This is a genomic window from Streptomyces sp. NPDC059679, assembly GCF_042734105.1.
Lineage (GTDB): Bacteria > Actinomycetota > Actinomycetes > Streptomycetales > Streptomycetaceae > Streptomyces.
This window is the reverse complement of sequence record NZ_JBHWES010000049.1, coordinates 39,296-60,997: the sequence shown is the minus strand read 5'-3', so window position 1 is coordinate 60,997 and position 21,702 is coordinate 39,296. Positions and strand designations below refer to the sequence as shown.

Sequence of the window (21,702 nt, the reverse complement as noted above, 5' to 3'; positions counted from 1 at the left end):
CGCGCCACGTACCGTGAAGCCATGACGAGCATCGGTGGTGCGGAGATGGTCGACTGGAACCTCGCGGTCGCGACCGCGACCCGGCTGGTGCGGCCGGGCCCCGACGTGAGCCGGGACGAGGCGCGCGCCGTCGTCGCGGAGCTGCGCCGGTACGCCAAGTCCTCGGAGGAGCACGTCCGGGCGTTCACCCGAATGGCCCCGGCGGGCGGACCGGGCTCGGACACCCCGGTTCTCGTCGTGGACCGCGCGGGCTGGATCAAGGCGAACGTGGCGGGCTTCCGTGAGGTGCTGAAGCCGCTGCTGGGCAAGATGCAGGAGCGGCGCGGCGGGCTGCCGGGCGGCGCGGTGCTCGGCGCGGTCGGCGGCAAGGTCACCGGGGTGGAGCTGGGGATGCTGCTGTCCTTCCTGGCCTCCCGGGTGCTCGGCCAGTACGAGACGTTCGCGCCGCCGAGCCGTGACCTGCCCGCCTCCTCGGGCGGCGGGCGGCTGCTGCTGGTGGCGCCCAACGTGGTGCACGTCGAGCGCGAGCTGGACGTCGCCCCGCACGACTTCCGGCTGTGGGTGTGTCTGCACGAGGAGACGCACCGTACGCAGTTCACCGCGGTGCCCTGGCTGCGCGACCACATCGAGTCCGAGATCCAGGCGTTCCTCGGCGAGACCGAGGTGGACCCGGCCACCCTCCTGGAGCGGTTCCGCGAGGCCGTGCAGTCGCTGGGCGGCGGCCGCCCGGAGGCGGACGGCGACCGGGAGGGCAGCACGCCCAGCATCATCGAGCTGGTGCAGACCCCGGCCCAGCGGGAGATTCTGGGCCGGCTGACCGCCGTGATGTCGCTGCTCGAGGGGCATGCGGACTATGTGATGGACGGGGTGGGGCCCGAGGTCGTGCCGTCCGTCGCGGAGATCCGCGAGAAGTTCCAGAAGCGCCGGGCCAGCGGCGCGGGCCGGCTGGACCAGGCGCTGCGCAAGCTGCTGGGGCTCGACGCCAAGCTGCGGCAGTACCGGGACGGGGAGCGGTTCGTACGGTCCGTCGTGGACCAGGTCGGAATGGACGGCTTCAACCGCGTCTGGACCTCTCCGAACACGCTTCCGACCAAAACGGAGATCAGCAAACCCGCGGACTGGGTCGCGCGGGTGCACCGTAGGACGGATTCATAGGGGCGCTATGCCCTCTTAATCACCCGTCCGAGGGACCGTGAGCGACGGGTAGGCGTGCGATGCTCGGGGAACAGCGCACTTCTGTCACCATCGACGTACTCAGCGTGACGAGCCCTGTGTGACGAACTCTGTGTGACAAAACCCTCGTAACGGCCCCGAGGCACCCCCTCGAACGACAGATGGGAAACGGACATGGGTCCCCATCCAGCGGTCGCCGCGATACGCCTGGCGGTCCGCCGCGTCCTCCACGACGTACTCGTCAACCCCTCGACCTCGCCGCCCTCGCCCCCCGCCCCCGCCGCGGCGCCCCTGGTGCTCGTCGCCTGCTCCGGCGGCGCCGACTCCATGGCGCTCGCCTCCGCCCTCGCCTTCGAAGCCCCCAAGCTCGGGGTGCGCGCCGGAGGGGTCACCGTCGACCACGGTCTGCAGGACGGCTCCGAGGTGCGCGCGGCCGAGGTCGCCGAGCGGCTGCGGCTGCTCGGGCTCGAGCCGGTCGAGTGCATCGGCGTGTCCGTCGGCCGGGACGGCGGTCCCGAGGCCGCCGCCCGTGACGCGCGCTACGCCGCCCTCGACGCCGCGGCCGAGCGCCATGGCGCGGTCGCCGTGCTGCTCGGCCACACCCGCGACGACCAGGCCGAGACGGTCCTGCTGGGGCTGGCCCGCGGCTCCGGTATCCGCTCGCTGTCCGGTATGGCCCAGGTCTCCGGGGCGGGCGGCCGCTACCGCCGCCCCTTCCTGCGGCTCGACCGGCAGACCGTCCGCCGGGCGTGCCTGGCCCAGTCGCTGCCCGTATGGGACGACCCGCACAACGTGGACCCGGCCTACACCCGCTCCCGGGTCCGCCACGAGGCGCTGCCCATCCTGGAGAAGGCCCTCGGCAAGGGCGTCGTCGAGGCGCTGGCCCGCACCGCCCAGCTCTCACGCGACGACGCCGACGCGCTCGACGCCTGGGCCGCCCAGGCGGAGGCGGAGGTGCGGACCGATGTGCGGCCCGCCGGGGCCGCCCCGGCCGGCGTCGAGGCCCCCGCCGAACCCGACGCCGCCCAATGCGCTGCCGAACTCCCATCCGCCGAGCCCGCCGCTGTGGGGCCCGCCGCCGTCGAGCTCGACGCCGTCGGGCTGCACGCGCTGCCCCCCGCCGTCCGCCGCCGGGTGCTGCGCCGCGCCGCGATCGCCGCGGGCGCCCCCGCCGGTTCGCTCTTCGCCCGCCACATCGAAGAGGTGGACCGCCTGATCACCGGCTGGCGCGGTCAGCGGGCCCTCAACCTCCCGGGCCGCGTGGAGGTCCGCCGGGAGGGTGGCAGACTGGTCATCCGGCAGGGCTGACCCGCCCAGCCAGTGAAGCCGGTAACCCTAACGAGAGTGGCGCGGGTGGACGACAAGGACATGGGCACCGACCTCAAGTCGGTCCTCATCACCGAGGAAGAGATCAACGCGAAGCTGGCCGAACTGGCCGCCAAGATCGACGCGGAGTACGCGGGCAAGGATCTGCTGATCATCGGAGTCCTCAAGGGCGCGGTGATGGTCATGGCGGACCTGGCACGCGCCCTGTCCACCCCGGTCACCATGGACTGGATGGCCGTGTCCTCGTACGGCGCGGGCACCCAGTCCTCGGGCGTGGTCCGCATCCTCAAGGACCTGGACACCGACATCAAGGGCAAGCACGTCCTGATCGTCGAGGACATCATCGACTCCGGCCTGACGCTGTCGTGGCTGCTGTCCAACCTGGGCTCGCGCGAGCCCGCCTCGCTGAACGTGTGCACCCTGCTGCGCAAGCCGGAGGCGGCCAAGGTCGCCATCGACGTGAAATGGGTCGGGTTCGACATCCCCAACGAGTTCGTCGTCGGCTATGGCCTCGACTACGCCGAGAAGTACCGCAACCTGCGCTTCGTCGGCACGCTCGCGCCGCACGTGTACGGCGGCTGAGCGCCCTTCCCGGAGGGCGGCTGAGCCCCTGCTCGGATGGCACCGGAACCGCCTGGGAACCTGGCGCGGTTTCCCGCCGTTGGAGCAGGGGAAGGCGGATTTGTTAACAGTCCACGGCGGCGTCGGGTGACAATGCTGGGGTACCGTCCGAAGGTCAGTCTTTTTTGAGACTGAGGATTACACAGCTCATACACCGCAATACACCGCACGCACAGGCGCCCCTCCAGGGCTGCCGTGCCTCACTGTGGCAGGAGGGACGGGGCGGCATCGCCCCGTATGGATGGACGTGAAGCGCTACTTCCGTGGGCCGGTCATGTGGATCGTGCTGGCCGTCCTCGCCGTGGTCGTGTTGATGCAGGTCGTCGGCTCGTCCGGCGGCTACAAGTCGGTGGACACCAGCCAGGTCGTCAAGGCGATCAACCGGAACCAGGTCCAGTCCGCCGAGCTGACGACCGGCGACGAGCACAAGATCAAGATCGAGCTCAAGGACAACGTCGCCAAGATCTCGGGCAGCAGGAAGCTCCAGGCCACCTACATCGGTGACCAGGGCCTCGACATCGCCCGGACCTTGCAGGCCAATGCTCAGAAGCAGGGCGGGATCCCGGACGGGTACAACGTCTCGACGTCGAAGCAGAACCCGTTCGTCGGGATCCTGCTGTCGCTGCTCCCGTTCGTGCTGATCGTCGTGGTCTTCCTGTTCCTGATGAACCAGATGCAGGGCGGCGGCTCCCGAGTGATGAACTTCGGGAAGTCGAAGGCCAAGCTGATCACCAAGGACACCCCGAAGACGACGTTCTCGGACGTGGCCGGGGCCGACGAGGCCGTCGAGGAGCTCCAGGAGATCAAGGAGTTCCTGCAGGAGCCGGCGAAGTTCCAGGCCGTGGGAGCCAAGATTCCCAAGGGCGTGCTGCTGTACGGCCCGCCCGGCACCGGTAAGACGCTGCTCGCGCGCGCCGTCGCGGGCGAGGCGGGTGTCCCCTTCTACTCGATCTCCGGCTCCGACTTCGTCGAGATGTTCGTGGGTGTGGGTGCCTCCCGCGTCCGCGACCTGTTCGAGCAGGCCAAGGCGAACGCTCCGGCGATCGTCTTCGTCGACGAGATCGACGCCGTCGGCCGCCACCGCGGCGCCGGCATGGGCGGCGGTCACGACGAGCGCGAGCAGACACTGAACCAGCTGCTGGTCGAGATGGACGGCTTTGATGTGAAGGGCGGCGTCATCCTGATCGCCGCCACCAACCGGCCCGACATCCTGGACCCGGCGCTGCTGCGCCCGGGCCGCTTCGACCGGCAGATCGCCGTGGACCGCCCGGATATGCAGGGCCGCCTGGAGATCCTCAAGGTCCACCAGAAGGGCAAGCCGGTCGCGCCGGACGTCGACCTCTCGGCCGTCGCCCGCCGCACCCCCGGCTTCACCGGTGCCGATCTGTCCAATGTGCTGAACGAGGCCGCGCTGCTGACGGCCCGCAGTGACAAGAAGCTGATCGACAACCACTTCCTGGACGAGGCGATCGACCGCGTCGTGGCCGGTCCGCAGAAGCGGACCCGGATCATGAGCGAGAAGGAGAAGAAGATCACCGCGTACCACGAGGGCGGTCACGCCCTGGTCGCGGCGGCCTCTCCGAACAGCGACCCGGTGCACAAGGTCACCATCCTCTCCCGCGGCCGGGCCCTGGGTTACACCATGGTCCTGCCCGACGAGGACAAGTACTCGACCACGCGCAACGAGATGCTGGACCAGCTCGCCTACATGATGGGTGGCCGCGCCGCCGAGGAGCTTGTCTTCCACGACCCGACCACGGGCGCGTCCAACGACATCGAGAAGGCCACGGCCACCGCCCGCGCGATGGTCACGCAGTACGGCATGACCGAGCGGCTGGGCGCGATCAAGTTCGGCTCCGACAACTCCGAGCCGTTCCTGGGCCGTGAGATGGCTCACCAGCGCGACTACTCCGAAGAGGTCGCCGCGCTGGTCGACGAGGAGGTCAAGAAGCTCATCGAGTCCGCGCACAACGAGGCGTGGGAGATCCTCGTCGAGAACCGCGACGTCCTGGACAACCTGGTCCTGGCGCTGCTGGAGAAGGAGACGCTCAACAAGGAGGAGATCGCCGAGATCTTCGCCCCGATCGTCAGGCGCCCGGCCCGCCCGGCCTGGACCGGTTCCTCGCGGCGTATGCCCTCCACCCGCCCGCCGGTGCTCTCCCCCCGGGAGCTCGCCCCGGCCAACGGTGCCCAGCCCCCGTCGGCGGCCGGTCTCGCGAAGGCCACCACCCCCGAGGACAGCGCGGAGCGCCCGGAAGAGGCCGGTCCCGAGAGCTGACGCGACGGAGAGGATCGTCCGCGGGCCGCACAGGCCCGTAGCGGCCCAAACCGACCCGGAATGAATGCCGCGCCCCCCAGGTTCTAGCCTGGGGGGCGCGGCATCCGCGTTTTTGAGGTTTCGCGTTTTGAGGTTTCACGTCTTTTCGGTGCGCATGAGGAACGAGGCAGCTCCATGACCGACCCCATCTCGCTGGACGGCCAGGGCCCCGTCGGCGTGTTCGACGAAAAGCGCGCCGAGCAGGCGATCCGCGAGCTGCTTATCGCCGTCGGCGAGGACCCGGACCGGGAGGGGCTGCGGGAGACCCCGGGGCGGGTGGCCCGTGCGTACCGGGAGATATTCGCGGGGCTGCATCAGAAGCCCGAGGAGGTCCTGACCACGACCTTCGACCTGGGCCATGACGAGATGGTGCTGGTGAAGGACATTGAGGTGATGTCCTCGTGCGAGCACCACCTGGTGCCCTTCGTGGGCGTCGCCCACGTCGGCTATATCCCGTCCAACGACGGCAAGATCACCGGGCTGTCCAAGCTGGCCCGGCTGGTCGATGTCTTCGCCCGCCGCCCGCAGGTCCAGGAGCGGCTGACCACGCAGATCGCCGACTCCCTGATGCGGATCCTGGAGCCGCGCGGTGTGATCGTGGTGGTCGAATGCGAGCACATGTGCATGACCATGCGCGGGGTGCGCAAGCCGGGGGCCAAGACGCTCACCTCGGCCGTACGCGGTCAGCTGCGCGACCCGGCGACCCGCGCCGAGGCGATGAGCCTCATCATGGCGCGCTAGCCGCGCGCCGTATTGCCGCGTAATTGCTGCCTATCGCCGCCGTGCTGAGCTACGCCCGGGCTGCCGCGCCCGGCCCGTTCCCGGTGTCGTCGTCCTCGGGCAGTTTGCAGACCCGCTCCAGGAAGAACGCGGCGGCGACCACGGCCGCCCCTGCCAGCACCGAAGCCGCCGCGTAGATCGCCTGGTCCTTGCGGGCGGGCACATCCAGCTGCTCCAGCAGCAGAAACACCCCGACCCCGCCGTACATCCCCGAGACCAGCGCCGCCACCAGCGCGCTCGCCTGGCCGAAGACCACCGCGCGGGCGGCCACCAGCGGATCCACGCCCTTCGCGCCGGGCCGGCGCTCGCGCTGGGCGCGCAGCCGGGCCCGCAGGGACAGGGCGGTCGCGGCCAGCACGACCGCGATCAGGGCCAGCACGATCGGCGCGGCCACCGGCACGCTGGGCAGCGAGCCCAGCGTGTCCCACAGCCGGGCGCCCGCCCATGACACCACACCGGCCACGACGAACAGCCCGAGCAGCACCCTGATCCGAAGTTGCTTCACCGAGCGGTCGCCCCTCAAGTCGTACGTAATCGCGAAGTCGTACGCAGTCGCGCGGAATCTACGGGATCCGTGGAATCCATGTGATTCGGGACCCACGAGATCAACGTCTATTCGGGCAGCCGCAGTTCCAGGTCCGCCCGCGCCTGTACGCCCTCCTGGCCCACCTCGGCCAGCAGCCGCGAGACCGCCCCGAGCCCCGGGACCTCGGCCCCCGGGTCCACGTCGTGCCAGGGGACGAGCACGAAGGCGCGCTCGTGGGCGCGGGGGTGCGGCAGGGTGAGCACCGGGTCGTCAGAGATCACGTCCTGGTACGTGACGATGTCCACATCCAGCGTCCGGGGGCCCCAGCGCTCATCGCGCACCCGCTCGAACGCCTCCTCGATGGCGTGTCCCCGCTCCAGCAGCGAGGAGGGCGGCAGCGTCGTTTTGATCAGCACCACGGCGTTGAAATACGTCGCCTGGGTGCCCGGTTCCACCCCCCACGGCTCGGTCTCGTACACCGGAGAGACCGCCTTGACCCGCAGGCCCGGGGTGTCCTCCAACGCGTCGACCGCGCCCTGCAGGGTCTCCAGGCGATTGCCCAGATTGCTGCCGAGCGAGATCACCGCCCATTTCGGATTCGACAACGTCACATCGGCCGCGTCCACCCGCTCCACGACGGAGGCAGGGACGGGCTGCACGGTCGGGTCGCTGCTGCTCATGCTCGGCTCCGGGTGATGGTGATGGTCACGTCGTCGAAGGGCACGGTGATCGGGGCCTCCGGCTTGTGCACCACGACCTCGACCTCCCGCACCTGCTCGTGCTTGAGGCACCGCTCGGCGATCCGGTCGGCGAGGGTTTCGATCAGGGCCACCGGCTCCCCCTCCACCACCTCCACGACCTCCTCGGCCACCACGCCGTAGTGGACGGTCTTGGTGAGGTCGTCGGTGGCCGCGGCGGGCCGGGTGTCCAGGCCGAGCACCAGGTCCACGACGAAGGTCTGGCCCTCCTCGCGCTCATGGGGGAAAACCCCATGGTGCCCGCGGGCCTTCAGGCCGCGCAGCGCGACACGATCCACCCGAATCACTCCTGCTGTCGTCGGTCGGGGCACGTCCGATCTGCCCGGAACGCACCACCCGTCCCCCACCGTCGGCGGGGGCACCTCCTTCGAATCTACCTGCGAGCAAGGACAGCACTCGCCCACGGGGGCCCGTGGCGCGCGCTCCAGGAGCCCCCGCGCCACTTCCCCCTACCCGCCCTTGGCGCAGATCTCACGCACGGTTTCACGGGCGGGGTACGCGATGTGACGTTGTGGGCGCGGCGCTCAGGGCAGCAGCTGATCCGGGTCGTCGTCCGGGCCCTCGGGCTCCGCCGCGGCATTGTTCTCGTCCTGCTCCGCCAGCACCGGCGATCCGTGGTGCGCCCACACCTTCCAGCCGTCCTCGGTCCGCCGGAAGACGTTCGTGGCCACCACCAGCTGCCCCACCAGCGGGCCGAGCTGGCCCTCTTCCTCGGCCGGGGCGCCGCTGAGGATGTTCTCCGTACAGGTCACCATCGCGGTGTCGGACATGATCGACACCTCCACATCCGTCAGGAAGAACTGGATGTAGTCGGTGTTCGCCATGATCAGCGCGTAGGAACGGAGCACCTCGCCGCGCCCGCGCAGCACCGGCCAGCCCGGGTGCACACAGGAGACCTCGGTGTCCGGGTCGTCGAGCCACAGCCGCGACATCGCCCCGTGGTCGCCCTGCTCCATGGCCTCGTACAGCGCGGTGTTGGCCAGTGCCACCCGCTCGCTGTCCGTCAGGGAAGTCACACCGCTCCCGCCGTGTCCGCCGCTTCGATCGCCCGGGCCACGCGCACCGCGTCGGCGCTCGCGCGCACCTCGTGCACCCGCACCGCCCATGCGCCTTCCCGCGCCGCGATCGCCGAGACCGCCGCCGTCGCCGCGTCCCGCTCCCGGGCGCGGGGTGGGCTGCCGCCGTCCCCGGCCAGTACGCGCCCCAGGAACCGCTTCCGCGAGGCCGCCACCAGCAGTGGCCGGCCCAGCTCCCGCAGTGCGCCCAGCCGGGCGACGAGCGCCAGGTCGTGCTCGGCGTCCTTCGCGAAGCCGAGGCCGGGGTCGACCACGATCCGCTCCGGATCGACGCCGCCGGCCACCGCCCGCTCCAGGCTCGTTCGCAGCTCCGCGACGACCTCGCCGACCACATCCCCGTAGACCGCGCGGTTGTTCATGTCGATCGACTGGCCGCGCCAGTGCATCACCACGAAGGGCACCCCGGCGGCGGCCACCATCGGGACCATCGCCGGGTCGGCGCCACCCCCGCTCACATCGTTGACCAGCCGCGCCCCGGCCTCGACCGCGCGCTCGGCGACCGACGCGCGCATGGTGTCCACGCTGACCACGAGCCCCGCGGCGGCCAGCTCGCGCACCACCGGGACCACCCGGCGCAGCTCCTCGGCCTCGTCGACGCGCGGCGCGCCCGGGCGGGTCGACTCGCCCCCGACGTCCACCAGGTCCGCCCCGGCGGCGGCCAGGTCCAGGCCGTGCTTGACGGCCAGCTCGGTGTCGAACCACTGACCGCCGTCGGAGAACGAGTCGGGCGTGACATTGACCACGCCCATCACCGCGCACCGGTCCCACTCCGGCAGTCCGGCCACCCGGCCCCGTTCACGCAACGTCCTCATGACCCCAGCCTAGGCGTACGAGCAGGAGCTGCCTCGCCCGCGCCCGCCCGCGCCCAGGACAGCGGGCGCGTCACACGGGCCGAGCGGGCGTGTCACGCGGCCTGTTCGAGGCCGCCGCGCGAGGCGGCCACGCCCTGGTGGGCGCAGGGCCTCGGCTCGGGGCGCCGCCCGCGGCGCAGCAGCCGGGGCAGGGCCAGCGAGACGAAGCCCTCGGCCTGCATCGCGGCCAACCCGATGCGCGGCAGGTCGCGGGTGTTGCGGAAGACCACGAAGCGCGGCTCCCAGCGCGGCTGGAACTTGGCGTTGAACTTGTACAGCGACTCGATCTGGAACCAGCGCGACAGGAACACCAGCAGCCCCCGCCAGCCCCGCAGCACCGGCCCCGCGCCCAGCTTCTCGCCGCGCGCCAGCGCGGAGCGGAACATCGCGAAGTTCAGCGACACCCGGCTGACCCCGAGCCCCCCGGCGGCTTGCAGGGAGGCGACGATCAGCAGTTCGTTCATGCCCGGGTCGGCGCCGCGGTCGCGGCGCATGAGGTCCAGCGACATCCCGTCCCGGCCCCACGGCACGAAGTGCAGTACGGCCTTGAGGTCCCCGTACGGGCCGGGCTCGGCTCCCTCGCCGGGGGCCTTGTGGGCGGTGGCGATGACCGAGTCCCCGTCCGCCGGGTCGCCGATCCGGCCCAGCGCCATGGAGAAGCCCCGCTCGGTGTCGGTGCCCCGCCAGCCCGCGGCGGCCTGCCGGATGGTCTCCAGCTCGTCCTCGCTCAGGTCACTGGCGCGCCGTACCCGGGTCTCGTACCCGGCCCGCTCGATGCGCTTGACCATCTGGCGGACGTTGCGCATGGCGCGCCCGGACAGCGTGAAGTCCGCCACGTCCACGATGGCCTCGTCGCCCAGCTCCAGCGCGTCGAGGCCGGTCTCCCGGGTCCACACCTCGCCCCCGGTCTCGCTGCACCCCATGACCGCCGGGGTCCAGGAGTGCGCCCGCGCCTCCTCCATGAAGCGGGAGATGGCGCCCGGCCAGGCCTCCACATCGCCGACCGGGTCGCCGCTGGCGAGCATCACCCCGGAGACGACCCGGTAGCAGACGGCGGCCTTGCCGCTCGGCGAGAAGACCACGCCCTTGTCGCGGCGGAGCGCGAAGTGGCCCAGCGAGTCGCGGCGCCCGTGCGCGGCGAGCAGCTCGCGCAGCCGCTCCTCGTCCGCGGGGGTCAGCCGGGCGGCGGGATGCTCGGGGCGGAAGGCGAGGTAGGCGGTGGTCGCGACGGTCAGCAGGCCGAGCGCGCCGAGGGAGTAGCCGACGGTGTAGTCCGTGCCGTCCCGGTAGCCGACCGGCCCCTCGAAGCCGAACAGCCCCCACAGCACATGCTCCAGCTGCTCCTGGAACGACGGCCGTCCCATGACGTCCTCGGGGTGCGATCGTACGATCAGCAGTCCGATCCCGACGCTCACCGCGCCCAGCACCACGAAGTTGGCCAGCGCCATCCAGCGGCTGCGCGGATCCGGCAGCGCCGCGAACTCCCGGCGGTAGCGGATCATGACGCCGAGCAGCACCAGCGAGAGCACCGCCCCGCATATGGAGTGCCGGTACAGCAGCTGGGCGGCCGCGCCGACCGGCAGCAGCCCCACGGCGGCGACCCAGGCGCGCCGCTTACGCCGCTTCAGCCCGTGCGCCAGCATCAGCAACAACAGCCCCACCACGATGGACGCGGCGGCGGCCAGCGAACTCACCGCGCCCGGCAGCACGTCGGCGAGGGCGTGCACCTTGCTGTAGCGGAGTCGTGGAAAAACGATGTTCAGCAGTCCGATCAGCGTGCAGGCGGTGCCCACGGCGGTCGGCACAGCCTCCGGCCGGGGTCCGCGGGGCAGCCTCGGTGCCCGGGAGGCAACCCTTCCGGACTTTTCGGCATCTTGACTGTCAGACATTCGCTTTCCCGTCGCTCCGGTCTAGAGATCCGACTCTGACGCAGTATCTGGACATTTCGCGCCTACCAAGACGGCGTTTGACGGGGCGGGGTTCCATCGCGCGGCACGGGGGAGCCGGCCGCCCGGCAGAAAGATAGTGATGGGTCTTACGAGCAACAACGTCGTGATGGTGTCAGTCGTCGCGTCGGTGCTGCTGTTCGGCGCCACGATCTGGGTCTGGCCCAGGCTCGCCCGGCGCGGAGTCGCCCCGGTGCTCGGCCGGATCGGCATGCTGTTGGTCACACAGGTGTCGCTGTTCGCCGCGCTCGGCCTGTTCGCGAACCAGTCCTTCGGCTTCTACGGTTCCTGGTCGGACCTGTTCGGCACCGAGACCACCCCGGGCGTCGTCGTGAACCACGACGCCGCGAGCAGCAACACCCGGGTGCAGGTCACCGACATCCGGAAGGTGAACGTGCCCGGCGGCTCGGAGCCGGCCGTCGCCGGGCGGATCGAGAAGGTCACCATCAAGGGGCCGCAGTCCGGGCTGGCCAGCCCGGCGTACGTCTATCTGCCGCCGGAGTACTTCCAGCCGGAGTACGCCCGGCGCGACTTCCCCGCCGTGCTGGTGCTGACCGGGTACCCGGGCACCACGGAGGCTCTGATCAACGGCCTGAAATACCCTCAGAACGCCCATAAGCTGGTCAGAGACGGCAGGATGCAGCCGATGGTCCTGGTGATGCTGCGCCCGACCGTCGCCCCGCCGCGCGACACCGAGTGCGTGGACGTGCCCCGGGGCCCGCAGACCGAGACGTTCTTCACGAAGGACGTGCCGGCCGCCGTGGCCGACCACTACCGGGTGGGCGAACACGCCCGTAACTGGGGTGTCATCGGCAATTCCACCGGCGGCTACTGCGCGTTGAAGATGGCCATGCGCCACCCCGAGGCCTTCTCCGTCGCGGCCGGTCTCTCTCCCTCGTACAAGGCCCCGATCGACGCGACCACCGGCGATCTGTTCGGTGGCAGCAAGCAGCTGGAGCGGGAGAACAACCTGATGTGGCGGCTGGACCACAAGCCCGCGCCGCCGGTGTCCCTCCTGGTCTCCAGCAGTGAGCACGGTGAGAAGAACTACAAGGACACCGTGAAGTTCATCGAGAAGGTCAAGGAGCTCAACCTCCGGGGCGAGCCCACCAGGATCTCCTCCATCATCCTCAAGACCGGCGGCCACAACTTCAACACCTGGAAGCGCGAGGTGCCCGCCGCGCTGGAGTGGCTGGGCGGCCGGCTCGGCGACCGTTGAGCCACGGCCACTGAGCCACGGCTGCTGAGCCACAGCCACTGAGCGCGCGCGGCGAGCCGCCGCGCGCGCTCATACGTCGGCGACCGTCTGCAGCTCCACCTCCGCCCGGGCGATCCCGCCCGCGTCGGCGTCGATCGAGCGGCGCAGCGCCTCGTGGAGGCGGGCGGGGGTGAGCACGCCGAGGAAACGGTCGCCGTCGAGGACCGCTATCCAGCCGGCGTCGTGCTGAAGCATGGTGCTGAACGCCTGCTTGAGCGAGGAGCCGACCGGCAGCCACGCCTCCATGCGCCGGGCGTGGTCCCGTACGGTCCCTCCGGCCGCCGCCTCCTTGCCGGGCTTCTGAGCCGCGTCCGCCGCGTCCGCCGGGATCCAGCCGTGCAGCCGGTCCGCGTCGTCCAGTACGACGGCCCAGCGCGCCCCGTCGGCCGACAGCCGGGCGGCGGCCTTGGCCAGCGGGTCGTCGAGGTGGACCACCGGGGGCTGTTCGAGGTCGCCCGGTTCGATGGGGGTGACGGACAGCCGCTTCAGACCGCGGTCCGCGCCGACGAAGTCCGCGACGTACGGCGTGGCGGGCGCGCCCAGCACCGACGCGGGCGTGTCGAACTGCTCGATCCGCCCCGCCCCGTACACCGCGATGCGGTCGCCGAGCCGGACCGCCTCCTCGATGTCGTGGGTCACCAGCAGCACCGTCTTGCGGACCTGGGACTGCAGCCGCAGGAACTCGGTCTGCAGCCGCTCGCGGACCACCGGGTCCACGGCGCCGAACGGCTCGTCCATCAGCAGCACCGGCGGGTCGGCTGCCAGCGCCCGGGCCACGCCGACCCGCTGGCGCTGGCCGCCGGAGAGCTGGTCGGGGTAGCGGTCGCCGTAGACGGAGGGGTCGAGGCCCACCAGGTCGAGGAGTTCGGCGGCGCGGTCCCGGGCCTTCTTGCGCTGCCAGCCCAGCAGGGCGGGGACGGTGGCGGTGTTCTCCAGCACGGTCTTGTGCGGGAACAGGCCGACCTGCTGGATGACATAGCCGATGCGGCGGCGCAGCTTCACCGGATCGACCGCGGCGATGTCCTCACCGTCCAGGACGATCCGGCCCGAGGTCGGTTCGATGAGCCGGTTGACCATCTTCATGGTGGTGGTCTTGCCGCAGCCCGACGGTCCGACGAGCGTGACCAGCTCGCCCTCCGCGACCTCGAAGGACAGATCGTCCACGGCCGTCGTGCCGTCGGCGTAGCGCTTGGTGACGTTCTCGAAGCGGATCATGGCTCCCCATTGTGGCCGCATTCCGGGTTTCAATTGTTGCTGTTGTGTGGCGAGCCGACGAGATTGTCGGTGCCCGGGGTTAGGGTCGCCAGGTCACCGGAGACGACGGGGAGGTGACCGAGTGGCCGGGCAGAGCTGCCTGATCAGCAATGACTGGATCTGCGGGGAATATGTACGTACGCGCAGTCAGGAGCTGACGGACGCGACGGTCCAGCATGTGTGGATCACGGTGGCGTCGGTCGCCATCGGTTTCGTGGTCGCTTTTCCGCTGGCGCTGCTGGCCCGCCGATGGCGGTCCGTGGCGGGCCCGGTGCTGGGGCTGACGACGATCCTCTATACGGTGCCCTCGCTGGCGATGTTCTCGCTGCTGCTGCCCTTCTTCGGGGTCTCGGCCGCGGTGGTGATCACCGGCCTGGTGCTGTATTCGCTGACGATCCTGGTGCGCAACATCATGGCCGGGCTCGCCTCGGTGCCCGAGGAGGCTCGTGAGGCGGCCCGCGGCATGGGCTACGGCCCGCTGCGCCTGCTGTTCGGCGTGGAACTGCCGCTCGCGCTGCCCGCGCTGATGGCCGGGCTGCGGATCACCACGGTCTCCACCATCTCGCTCACCACGGTCGGCGCGATCGTCGGCTACGGCGGCCTCGGCAATCTGATCTATGAGGGCATGCGCAGCTTCTTCAAGGCCCAGGTGCTCACCGCGTCGGTGCTGTGCGTGGCCCTGGCGGTCGTGGCTGATGTGCTGCTGCTCTTCGTGCAGCGGCTGCTCACGCCGTGGGCGCGAGGAGGAACGAAGAAGGCGCGGAAGGCGCAGAAGAGGGCGCAGGAGCAAGCGCGCGAGAGCGCGCGGGGGCAGGCGCAGGAGCCTGCCCAGGAGCAAGCGCGGGACAGGGCACGGCAGAAGGCGGGGGCGGCCTGATGGGGGTCATCGGCGAGGCCTGGACATGGCTGACCACCGGGTCGCACTGGTCGGGCACCGACGGCGTATGGCACCGGCTCGGCCAGCATCTGTACCTCACCGTCGCCTGTCTGGCGATCTCGTGCGCGATCGCCCTGCCGGTCGCCGTCGTGCTCGGGCATATCGGCAAGGGCGGCGCCGTCGCGGTCAACATCTCCAACGCGGGCCGTGCGGTGCCCACCTTCGCGGTTCTGGTCCTGCTGCTGCTCAGCCCGCTGGGGACGCACGGCGACTGGCCCACGATCGTCGCACTGGTGCTGTTCGCCATCCCGCCGCTGCTCACCAACGCCTATGTGGGCATGCGCGAGGCGGACCGCGAGGTCGTCGAGGCGGCGCGCGGCATGGGGATGACCAGCGGTCAGCTGGTCGCCAGGGTCGAGCTGCCGCTCGCCTTCCCGCTGATCATGACGGGTGTACGCTCGGCCGCCGTTCAGGTGGTGGCGACGGCGACGCTCGCGGCGCTGCCCGGTGGCGGCGGGCTCGGCCGGATCATCACGGCGGGCTTCCGGGTCACCGACACCGCCCAGGTGGTGGCCGGGGCGGTGCTGGTCGCGGCGCTCGCGCTGACGGTCGAGGGCGTGCTCGTCGCTGTGCAGTGGCTGCTGGACCCGATGCGCCGCAGGCGCGTACGGTCCGCGGCCGCGGAGCAGCGCCCGCCCGCGGACCAGGCGCCGAAGGCGCCGGCGCTGACCGGCGCGGCAGGCCGGCCCTCGTGAACAGGTGCGTGGCCCACAACGGTGTGGGCGTGCTGAATACATTTGCGCGCGCTGAATATTCGTGACGTCTCATGACATCGCATGTCATCTATGGACGGGGAATCCCAATGAGCAAGATCTTCCGCGTGGCCGGGGCGGCCGCGACCGTCACGGCGCTGGCCGCCGGACTCACCGGGTGTGGCGGCGACAGCCTGGAGAAGAAGAGCGAGGATTCGGTGGTGGTCGGGGCGGCCAACTTCACCGAGTCGAAGATCCTGGCGGCGCTGTACACAGGGCTGCTGGAGGACGCCGGCTATAAGACGTCGATCAAGACGGTCGACTCTCGTGAACTGTACGCACCGTCCCTGGAGAAGGGCGAGATCGATGTCGTGCCGGAGTACGCGGCAACGATGGCCGAATATCTGAATCTGAAGAAGAACGGGCCGAAAGCCAAGCCCGTAGCCTCCTCGGACGTCGACGCCACGGTGAAGGTGCTCCGCGAACTCGCCGAGCCCCGCGGACTGAAGGCGCTCGAGCCCGGCGAGGCCGTCGACCAGAACGCCTTCGCGGTGCGCAAGGACTTCGCTTCGGAGCACAGCCTCAAGACGCTCTCCGACCTCGGAAAGTCCAAGCAGAAGATCAAGTTGGCGGCGGGCGACGAATGCCCCAAGCGCCCCTTCTGCCAGCCCGGCCTGGAGAAGACGTACGGGATAGACATCACCGGCATCGACCCGCTGGATATCGGCAGCGTCCAGGCCAAGCAGGCGGTCAAGGACGGCAAGGACCAGATGCTGCTGACCACGTCCACGGACGCCACCCTTGATCAATTCGGACTCGTCCTGCTGGCGGACGACAAGAAACTGCAGAATGCCGACAACGTCCTGCCCGTCGTGAATGCGAAGTCCGCGGGCTCGGAGAAGATCGCGAAGGCGCTCAACAAGCTCAACAAGGTGTTGACCACTGCCGATCTCACCGAACTCAACAAGAAGGTGGACGCGGAGCGGCTCAAGGCGTCTGACGTCGCCAAGGACTACCTGAAGGAGAAGGGACTGGTGAAGGACTAGCCTCGTGAAGGACTAGTGAAGTGCCGGGCCGAAGGCGGATCGGACGCGGAATTTGGCGGGGCGGGGCCCCATAGGAGCCGCCCGCACGGTAAGTTTCGGGCCATGCCACGTGGACGCCACCGCCAATCCCCACCTCTGCACAGGCTACTTCCCCCTTTGTCGGTCGCAGCCGCGTCAATAGCGTGCGCCTCCGGTGCCTGGCTGGTCGGCGATACGGTCGTGATCCGTGGGCTCGCGGCGACCGCGGCAGCCGCCGCGGTCGTCGGTGCCGTCCTGATGCGCAGTTGGGACCGCTCCGCCGGGCGGCGGGTCGCCGAGGTCGCGAGCGAGAACGCGCGGCAGGAGCTGAAGTACGAGGATCGGATCGCCGAACTCGAAGCGGATGCCGAGAAGGCCGCCGAGCTGCAGACCGCGCTCAACGCCAAGCTGCGCGCCAAGCGCGCCGAACTGGCCCGGCTGCGCAACGAGCACGCCTCGCTGCTGCGCCGCTACGCCACGGCCGAGACGGAGCGGGCCAGGGCCCTGGAGGGCCGCCGCCGGCTGGCGTTGGAGGCCGCGGCTCCGGTCAGGGAGCTGGAGTCCGAGCCGTCGGCCCCCGAGCTCCCGGCCCACGAGGCATCCGGCCCCGGCAACCCCGTGGCCGGCGCTCCGACCGCCGAGGCGTACGCGCGGGCCGACGAGGCGCTGCGTCATCTGGTGCGCAATGCGCGCAGGCAGCGCGAGGAGCGCGAGCGCGTCCCGCGCCAGCCGCGCGCCGAAGAGCGCGCGGAGGGTGAGCCGGGCGAGCGGGCGGACGGTGAGCGGGCGGACGGTGAACGCGCGGCAGACGACCGGCTGGTTGAGGACCGACCAGTTCAGGACCGGCTGGTCGAGGACCAGTCGGGCGAGGCTCAGTCGGGCGAGGACCAGGCCGCTGTCGCCGCGTCCGGCGCCGGGGAGCCCCGGCCCCACGCCCGTACGGCCGCCTCCGCGGTGGTGCCCTACGCCGCGGCGCGCCGGGCCGCCTCCCGCGCGGAGGGCGGTTTCGACTACTTCGGTACGCAGAAGAAGCAGCCCAAGAAGCGGGAGCCGGAGCCCGTCGAGTCCGCCGAGCCCGCCGAGCCCGCCGAGCCCGCGGAGTCGGCCGAGTCCGCCGAGCGCCCGGAGGCGTCGGACGAGGACCTTGCCGATGTGATCGGCGCGGAGACGCTTGCGGAGGAGGCCGGGAAGGGCGCGGTGGGCGAGGTCATCGACCTGACCGAGCACGACGAGGCCGAGCACATCGAGATGCCCAAGCTGCGCAGCGCGATCTCCTAGGGCCGCCGTAACGGTCCGTCGGCTTCTCGTACCACTATTTGTCGATATCGCCTATTTGTCGATGTCGCCGACGACGAAGAAGAGCGAGCCGAGAATGGCCACCATATCGGCGACCAGCGTGCCCGGCAGCAGCTCGGTCAGCGCCTGGATGTTGTTGTACGACGCCGACCGCAGCTTCAGCCGGTACGGCGTCTTCTCGCCCTTCGAGACGAGGTAGTAGCCGTTGAGGCCGAGCGGGTTCTCGGTCCAGGCGTAGGTGTGGCCCTCGGGCGCCTTGAGCACCTTGGGCAGCCGCTGGTTGATCGGACCCGGCGGGAGCTCCGCGATCCGGTCCAGACAGGCGTCCGCGAGGTCCAGGGAGTTGTGGGTCTGCTCCAGCAGGCATTCGAAGCGGGCCAGGCAGTCGCCCTCGTCGCGGACGACGACCTTCAGAGTGTCGCGCAGCTCCCCGTACGCCAGATACGGCTCGTCGCGCCGCAGGTCGAAGTCGACGCCCGAGGCGCGGGCGATGGGTCCGCTGACCCCGTAGGCGTGCACCGTCTCGCGCGCCAGCGCGCCCACCCCGCGGGTGCGCCCCCGGAAGATCTCGTTGCCGAGCACCAGCTGGTCGTACACGTCCATGCGCGAGCGGACCTCGGCCACCGCCTGGCGGGCCCGGCCGAGCCAGCCCGCCGGAAGGTCCTCCTTCAGGCCGCCCACCCGGTTGAACATGTAGTGCATCCGGCCGCCGGAGACCTCCTCCATGACGTGCTGAAGGTCCTCGCGCTCGCGGAACGCGTAGAAGATCGGCGTGATGCCGCCCAGCTCCAGGGGATAGGACCCCAGGAACATCAGGTGGTTGAGCACCCGGTTCAGCTCGGCCAGCAGGGTGCGGGTCCATACGGCGCGCTCGGGCACCTCCATGCCCAGCATCCGCTCGACGGCGAGGACGACGCCCAGCTCGTTGGAGAAGGCGGACAGCCAGTCGTGGCGGTTGGCGAGCATGATGATCTGGCGGTAGTCCCGCGCCTCGAACAGCTTCTCCGCGCCGCGGTGCATATACCCGATCACCGGCTCGGCGCTCTGGATCCGCTCCCCGTCCAGGACGAGGCGCAGCCGCAGCACGCCGTGGGTGGACGGGTGCTGCGGGCCGATGTTGAGCACCATGTCCGTGCTCTCGGCGGCACCGCCGATGCCGACTGTCGTCTCCGTCATGAGCCCAGTCTCTCAGCCGCCGCTTCTCCGCCCACCCGTCGCCCACCACCACCCTCAACGGAGGCGCTACGCGCCCTGGCCTGGATCGGCCCGCCCCGGCCCCAGCAGCCCGCCGCACACCGCGGCCGTCGGCTGCAGCAGCCAGGTGAAGCCCCCGAGCCCCGCCGGGTCCAGCAGCTCCGCCGCCTCGCCCGCCGCGCTCAGCGCGCGTACGTACGCCGCCGGGTCGCTGCCGGCCAGCGCCAGCGGTGGCCGCCGCCCCTCGACGCCGAGAGCGCGCAGCGCGTCGCGTTGGGGGAGGGTGACGGGGGTGAGGGAGGGATCCGCGGGCGGGTGATCCTCGTGCGTGGGATCCGCCATCCCCCGCAGGGTCGCCGCTCCCCGCAGGGCCGCCTCGCCCGCCGCCGCGCACGCGTCGAGCGCCACATGGGCGGTCAGATCGCAGGAGCCGTCCGGTACGGGCCGCACCTCACGCCCCTCGCGGAAGCCGGTCAGCGTCCCGAACGGGGGCCGCGCCCCGCGCTCGTGCGCGTAGTCCACGGCGACCGCGAGTCCCGACCGCAGGGCGCGTACCGCCTCCGCCCACGCCTCGTCCCGCGGCCGGCCGATCTCCGCCCGCAGCCCCGGCTCGTCCCCCGGGTCCCGCGCCGACGGCCACCAGCGCGCCAGCCAGTCCGCGTCCGCGCCGCCCACCGGCTCGCCCAGCCGTTCGGCGCCGTCCTCGGGGGCGACCAGGACCCGGCGCCAAGCGCCGTCCGCGTCGGTCTCCGCCACGTCGACGGGGACGTTGTCGAGCCATTCATTGGCGAAGAGGAGCCCGTCGAGGCCGTCGCGCGGCAGCTCACCCAGGTCCCCGAGCCAGGTGATCCGGGGGTCGAGGCCGGGCGGGCGCGGCGCCCGCTCCACGGCGTACGGGCGCAGCCGCTCAACCAGCCCGGAGCCCTGCCCCTCGGCCATCCCCGCCGCGCACGCCAGCACACCGGTCAGCAACTCGCCCCGCCCCGCGCCCACATCCACCAAGGCCAGCTCGGCCGGGTGGCCCAGCGCCCGGTCCACCCGCGCCAGCAGCTCGGCGACAGCCGCCGCGTACCGGGGCGAGGCGTGCACCGATGTACGGAAATGCCCGGCCGGTCCTTCCGTACGCCGAAAGAAACCTTCCGGTCCGTAGAGGGCGTGTTCGGCGGCGTCACGCCACCCCAGCCATTCCCGCGTCTCGCTCGCCACACGCCTACGCTAAGCGGAGCCGTATCCACCTTGGGTCGTAGGGCGGCGGCTCACGGATCGCCCGTCCGGCTGACCCCCGGACGTATCCACCATGCCTACGCTGGGTGACGTGCAGCGCCTCTACGATTTCCTCCGCAGGCACCCGACAGGGGTGGACAGCTTCTGGGCCGTCATCCTCTTCGGTTTCTCGCTCCTGTGGATGGTCAAGGCGCCCATGCACACGGTGCCGCGCGCCGCGGCCGTGCCGATCGTCCTCGCGCTGTGCGCCGCCGTCGCGCTGCGCCGACGCGCGCCCGAGAAGATGCTGATCCTCGTCACGGTGTGCGGGGTGGCCCAGGTCGTACTGAACGTCGAGCAGAACCCCGCCGACTTCGCGATGCTGGTCCTCGTCTACACGGTGGCGGCCGAGGGGAAGCGCTGGGCGTCCCGCTTCGCGCTCATCGCGGCCCTGGCCGCGCCGATCGTCGCCACCCTCCGCTGGCCCGGCCCGGATCACCCGGAGGCGGAGGAGCGGACGTGGTGGGGCATGGCCATCGCCACGGTCTTCATCACCATCCCGTTCGTCCTGGCCTGGGTGCTCGGCGACTCCATCCGCACCCGCCGCGCCTACTACGCCCAGCTGGAGGAGCGCGCCGCGCGCCTGGAGAAGGAGCGCGAGGCGCAGGCCAAGGTGGCGGTGGCCGCCGAGCGGGCGCGGATCGCGCGTGAGCTGCACGACGTCGTCGCGCACAACGTGTCGGTGATGGTGGTCCAGGCCGACGGCGCCGCGTATGTCATGGACGCCGCCCCCGATCAGGCCCGGCAGGCGCTGGAGACGATCTCCGGCACCGGCCGCCAGGCGCTCGCCGAGATGCGGCGGCTGCTGGGCGTGCTGCGCTCGGGGGCGCCCAGCGACGACAGCGACTACGTCCCGCAGCCGGATGTGGAGCAGATAGACGACCTCGTGGAGCAGGTGCGCGGCGCCGGGCTGCCGGTGGACTTCAAGATCGTGGGCAGTCCGCGCCCGCTGCCCAGCGGCGTCGAGCTGACCGCCTACCGCATTGTGCAGGAAGCGCTTACCAACACCCGTAAGCACGGCGGCCCGGACGTGGGCGCCAGCGTGCGCCTGACCTACTTCGACGACGGGCTCGGCCTCCTCGTCGAGGACGACGGGCGGGGCGCGCGGCAGGAGATGTACGAGGACGGCGGCGCGGACGGCCAGGGGCACGGCCTGATCGGGATGCGGGAGCGGGTCGGCATGGTGGGGGGCACCCTCGATGCGGGCCCACGGCCGGGCGGCGGCTTCCGCATCAGCGCGCTGCTGCCGCTCAGCCGGTCGGCCGAGCGGCCCCGCTGATGGGCCGTGCTGACCGGCCCCGCTGATGGCCTCCGCTGATCGGTCGTGGGCCGATCACTGCCGGCCAGCGCCGATCGGTAGTGTCACCACG

20 protein-coding genes are annotated in these 21,702 nt (G+C 71.1%); 11 read left to right on the top strand and 9 right to left on the bottom strand.

The features are described from left to right. Window positions 1–21: 21 nt before the first annotated feature. From ACFV2X_RS37690 to folE, 5 genes are all read left to right on the top strand, one after another. Window positions 22–1,155 (top strand): zinc-dependent metalloprotease, encoded by a 1,134-nt coding sequence (locus tag ACFV2X_RS37690; protein WP_385625603.1) that lies wholly within the window; start codon window positions 22–24, stop codon window positions 1,153–1,155. A 192-nt stretch (window positions 1,156–1,347) separates the two neighbouring features. Then, a complete protein-coding gene (gene tilS / locus ACFV2X_RS37685) occupies window positions 1,348–2,481 on the top strand; it encodes a tRNA lysidine(34) synthetase TilS (RefSeq protein ID WP_385625601.1) in 1,134 nt (377 codons plus the stop codon). A gap of 60 nt (window positions 2,482–2,541) precedes the next feature. Then, window positions 2,542–3,081, top strand: coding sequence for a hypoxanthine phosphoribosyltransferase (gene hpt / locus ACFV2X_RS37680; RefSeq protein ID WP_385625652.1), 540 nt, complete (start codon window positions 2,542–2,544; stop codon window positions 3,079–3,081). Between the two features lie 280 nt (window positions 3,082–3,361). Next, window positions 3,362–5,398, top strand: coding sequence for an ATP-dependent zinc metalloprotease FtsH (gene ftsH, locus ACFV2X_RS37675; protein WP_089512711.1), 2,037 nt, complete (start codon window positions 3,362–3,364; stop codon window positions 5,396–5,398). A 174-nt stretch (window positions 5,399–5,572) separates the two neighbouring features. Next, window positions 5,573–6,178 (top strand): GTP cyclohydrolase I FolE, encoded by a 606-nt coding sequence (folE, locus tag ACFV2X_RS37670; RefSeq protein WP_385625598.1) that lies wholly within the window; start codon window positions 5,573–5,575, stop codon window positions 6,176–6,178. A gap of 49 nt (window positions 6,179–6,227) precedes the next feature. On the opposite strand, the gene ACFV2X_RS37665 is transcribed toward folE, so the two are convergent. The 6 genes from ACFV2X_RS37665 to ACFV2X_RS37640 all read right to left on the bottom strand — a co-directional run bounded on the left by ACFV2X_RS37665 (window position 6,228) and on the right by ACFV2X_RS37640 (window position 11,317). Continuing rightward, window positions 6,228–6,722: a DUF3180 domain-containing protein gene (locus ACFV2X_RS37665; protein ID WP_385625596.1), complete on the bottom strand. Its 495-nt coding sequence runs from the start codon at window positions 6,720–6,722 to the stop codon at window positions 6,228–6,230. A gap of 107 nt (window positions 6,723–6,829) precedes the next feature. Then, the gene (folK, locus tag ACFV2X_RS37660; protein ID WP_089512708.1) at window positions 6,830–7,423 is read right to left on the bottom strand and encodes a 2-amino-4-hydroxy-6-hydroxymethyldihydropteridine diphosphokinase; all 594 of its coding nucleotides are present in this window, start codon (window positions 7,421–7,423) and stop codon (window positions 6,830–6,832) included. After that, the gene (folB, locus tag ACFV2X_RS37655) at window positions 7,420–7,779 is read right to left on the bottom strand and encodes a dihydroneopterin aldolase (RefSeq protein WP_014178507.1); all 360 of its coding nucleotides are present in this window, start codon (window positions 7,777–7,779) and stop codon (window positions 7,420–7,422) included. Before folB ends, folK begins: the two co-directional genes overlap by 4 nt. Window positions 7,780–8,025: 246 nt before the next feature. Continuing rightward, window positions 8,026–8,517: a nuclear transport factor 2 family protein gene (locus tag ACFV2X_RS37650; RefSeq protein ID WP_385625594.1), complete on the bottom strand. Its 492-nt coding sequence runs from the start codon at window positions 8,515–8,517 to the stop codon at window positions 8,026–8,028. Beyond that, entirely contained in the window at window positions 8,514–9,389 is an 876-nt protein-coding gene (gene folP, locus ACFV2X_RS37645) for a dihydropteroate synthase (protein ID WP_385625592.1), read from the bottom strand. The genes ACFV2X_RS37650 and folP overlap by 4 nt, the downstream gene beginning before the upstream one ends. 92 nt (window positions 9,390–9,481) lie before the next feature. Next, window positions 9,482–11,317: a phosphatidylglycerol lysyltransferase domain-containing protein gene (locus tag ACFV2X_RS37640; RefSeq protein ID WP_385625591.1), complete on the bottom strand. Its 1,836-nt coding sequence runs from the start codon at window positions 11,315–11,317 to the stop codon at window positions 9,482–9,484. A gap of 139 nt (window positions 11,318–11,456) precedes the next feature. Here ACFV2X_RS37640 and ACFV2X_RS37635 point away from each other — a divergent pair, with 139 nt between their 5' ends. Continuing rightward, window positions 11,457–12,593 carry an alpha/beta hydrolase gene (locus ACFV2X_RS37635; protein WP_385625589.1) on the top strand — a complete coding sequence of 379 codons (1,137 nt, stop codon included), beginning with the start codon at window positions 11,457–11,459 and terminating at the stop codon, window positions 12,591–12,593. A gap of 69 nt (window positions 12,594–12,662) precedes the next feature. Here ACFV2X_RS37635 and ACFV2X_RS37630 read toward each other — a convergent pair whose 3' ends face one another. Beyond that, window positions 12,663–13,847, bottom strand: a complete 1,185-nt coding sequence (locus tag ACFV2X_RS37630) for an ABC transporter ATP-binding protein (protein ID WP_385625587.1) — start codon at window positions 13,845–13,847, stop codon at window positions 12,663–12,665. Between the two features lie 121 nt (window positions 13,848–13,968). Here ACFV2X_RS37630 and ACFV2X_RS37625 point away from each other — a divergent pair, with 121 nt between their 5' ends. From ACFV2X_RS37625 to ACFV2X_RS37610, 4 genes are all read left to right on the top strand, one after another. Further along, window positions 13,969–14,763 (top strand): ABC transporter permease, encoded by a 795-nt coding sequence (locus tag ACFV2X_RS37625; RefSeq protein WP_385625585.1) that lies wholly within the window; start codon window positions 13,969–13,971, stop codon window positions 14,761–14,763. Next, window positions 14,763–15,518 carry an ABC transporter permease gene (locus tag ACFV2X_RS37620; RefSeq protein ID WP_385625583.1) on the top strand — a complete coding sequence of 252 codons (756 nt, stop codon included), beginning with the start codon at window positions 14,763–14,765 and terminating at the stop codon, window positions 15,516–15,518. The genes ACFV2X_RS37625 and ACFV2X_RS37620 overlap by 1 nt, the downstream gene beginning before the upstream one ends. Window positions 15,519–15,625: 107 nt before the next feature. Then, window positions 15,626–16,561, top strand: a complete 936-nt coding sequence (locus ACFV2X_RS37615) for an ABC transporter substrate-binding protein (RefSeq protein WP_385625581.1) — start codon at window positions 15,626–15,628, stop codon at window positions 16,559–16,561. Window positions 16,562–16,717: 156 nt separating this feature from the next. After that, a complete protein-coding gene (locus tag ACFV2X_RS37610; RefSeq protein WP_385625579.1) occupies window positions 16,718–17,857 on the top strand; it encodes a hypothetical protein in 1,140 nt (379 codons plus the stop codon). Window positions 17,858–17,908: 51 nt separating this feature from the next. Here the strand turns inward: ACFV2X_RS37610 and ACFV2X_RS37605 are convergent, their stop codons facing one another. Both ACFV2X_RS37605 and ACFV2X_RS37600 read right to left on the bottom strand, forming a co-directional pair. Then, a complete protein-coding gene (locus tag ACFV2X_RS37605) occupies window positions 17,909–19,051 on the bottom strand; it encodes an NADH-quinone oxidoreductase subunit D (RefSeq protein WP_385625577.1) in 1,143 nt (380 codons plus the stop codon). A gap of 66 nt (window positions 19,052–19,117) precedes the next feature. Continuing rightward, window positions 19,118–20,275, bottom strand: a complete 1,158-nt coding sequence (locus tag ACFV2X_RS37600; RefSeq protein ID WP_385625575.1) for an SAM-dependent methyltransferase — start codon at window positions 20,273–20,275, stop codon at window positions 19,118–19,120. Between the two features lie 109 nt (window positions 20,276–20,384). Between ACFV2X_RS37600 and ACFV2X_RS37595 the strand changes: the two genes are divergently transcribed. After that, entirely contained in the window at window positions 20,385–21,611 is a 1,227-nt protein-coding gene (locus ACFV2X_RS37595) for a sensor histidine kinase (protein WP_385625573.1), read from the top strand. Window positions 21,612–21,702: the final 91 nt, after the last annotated feature.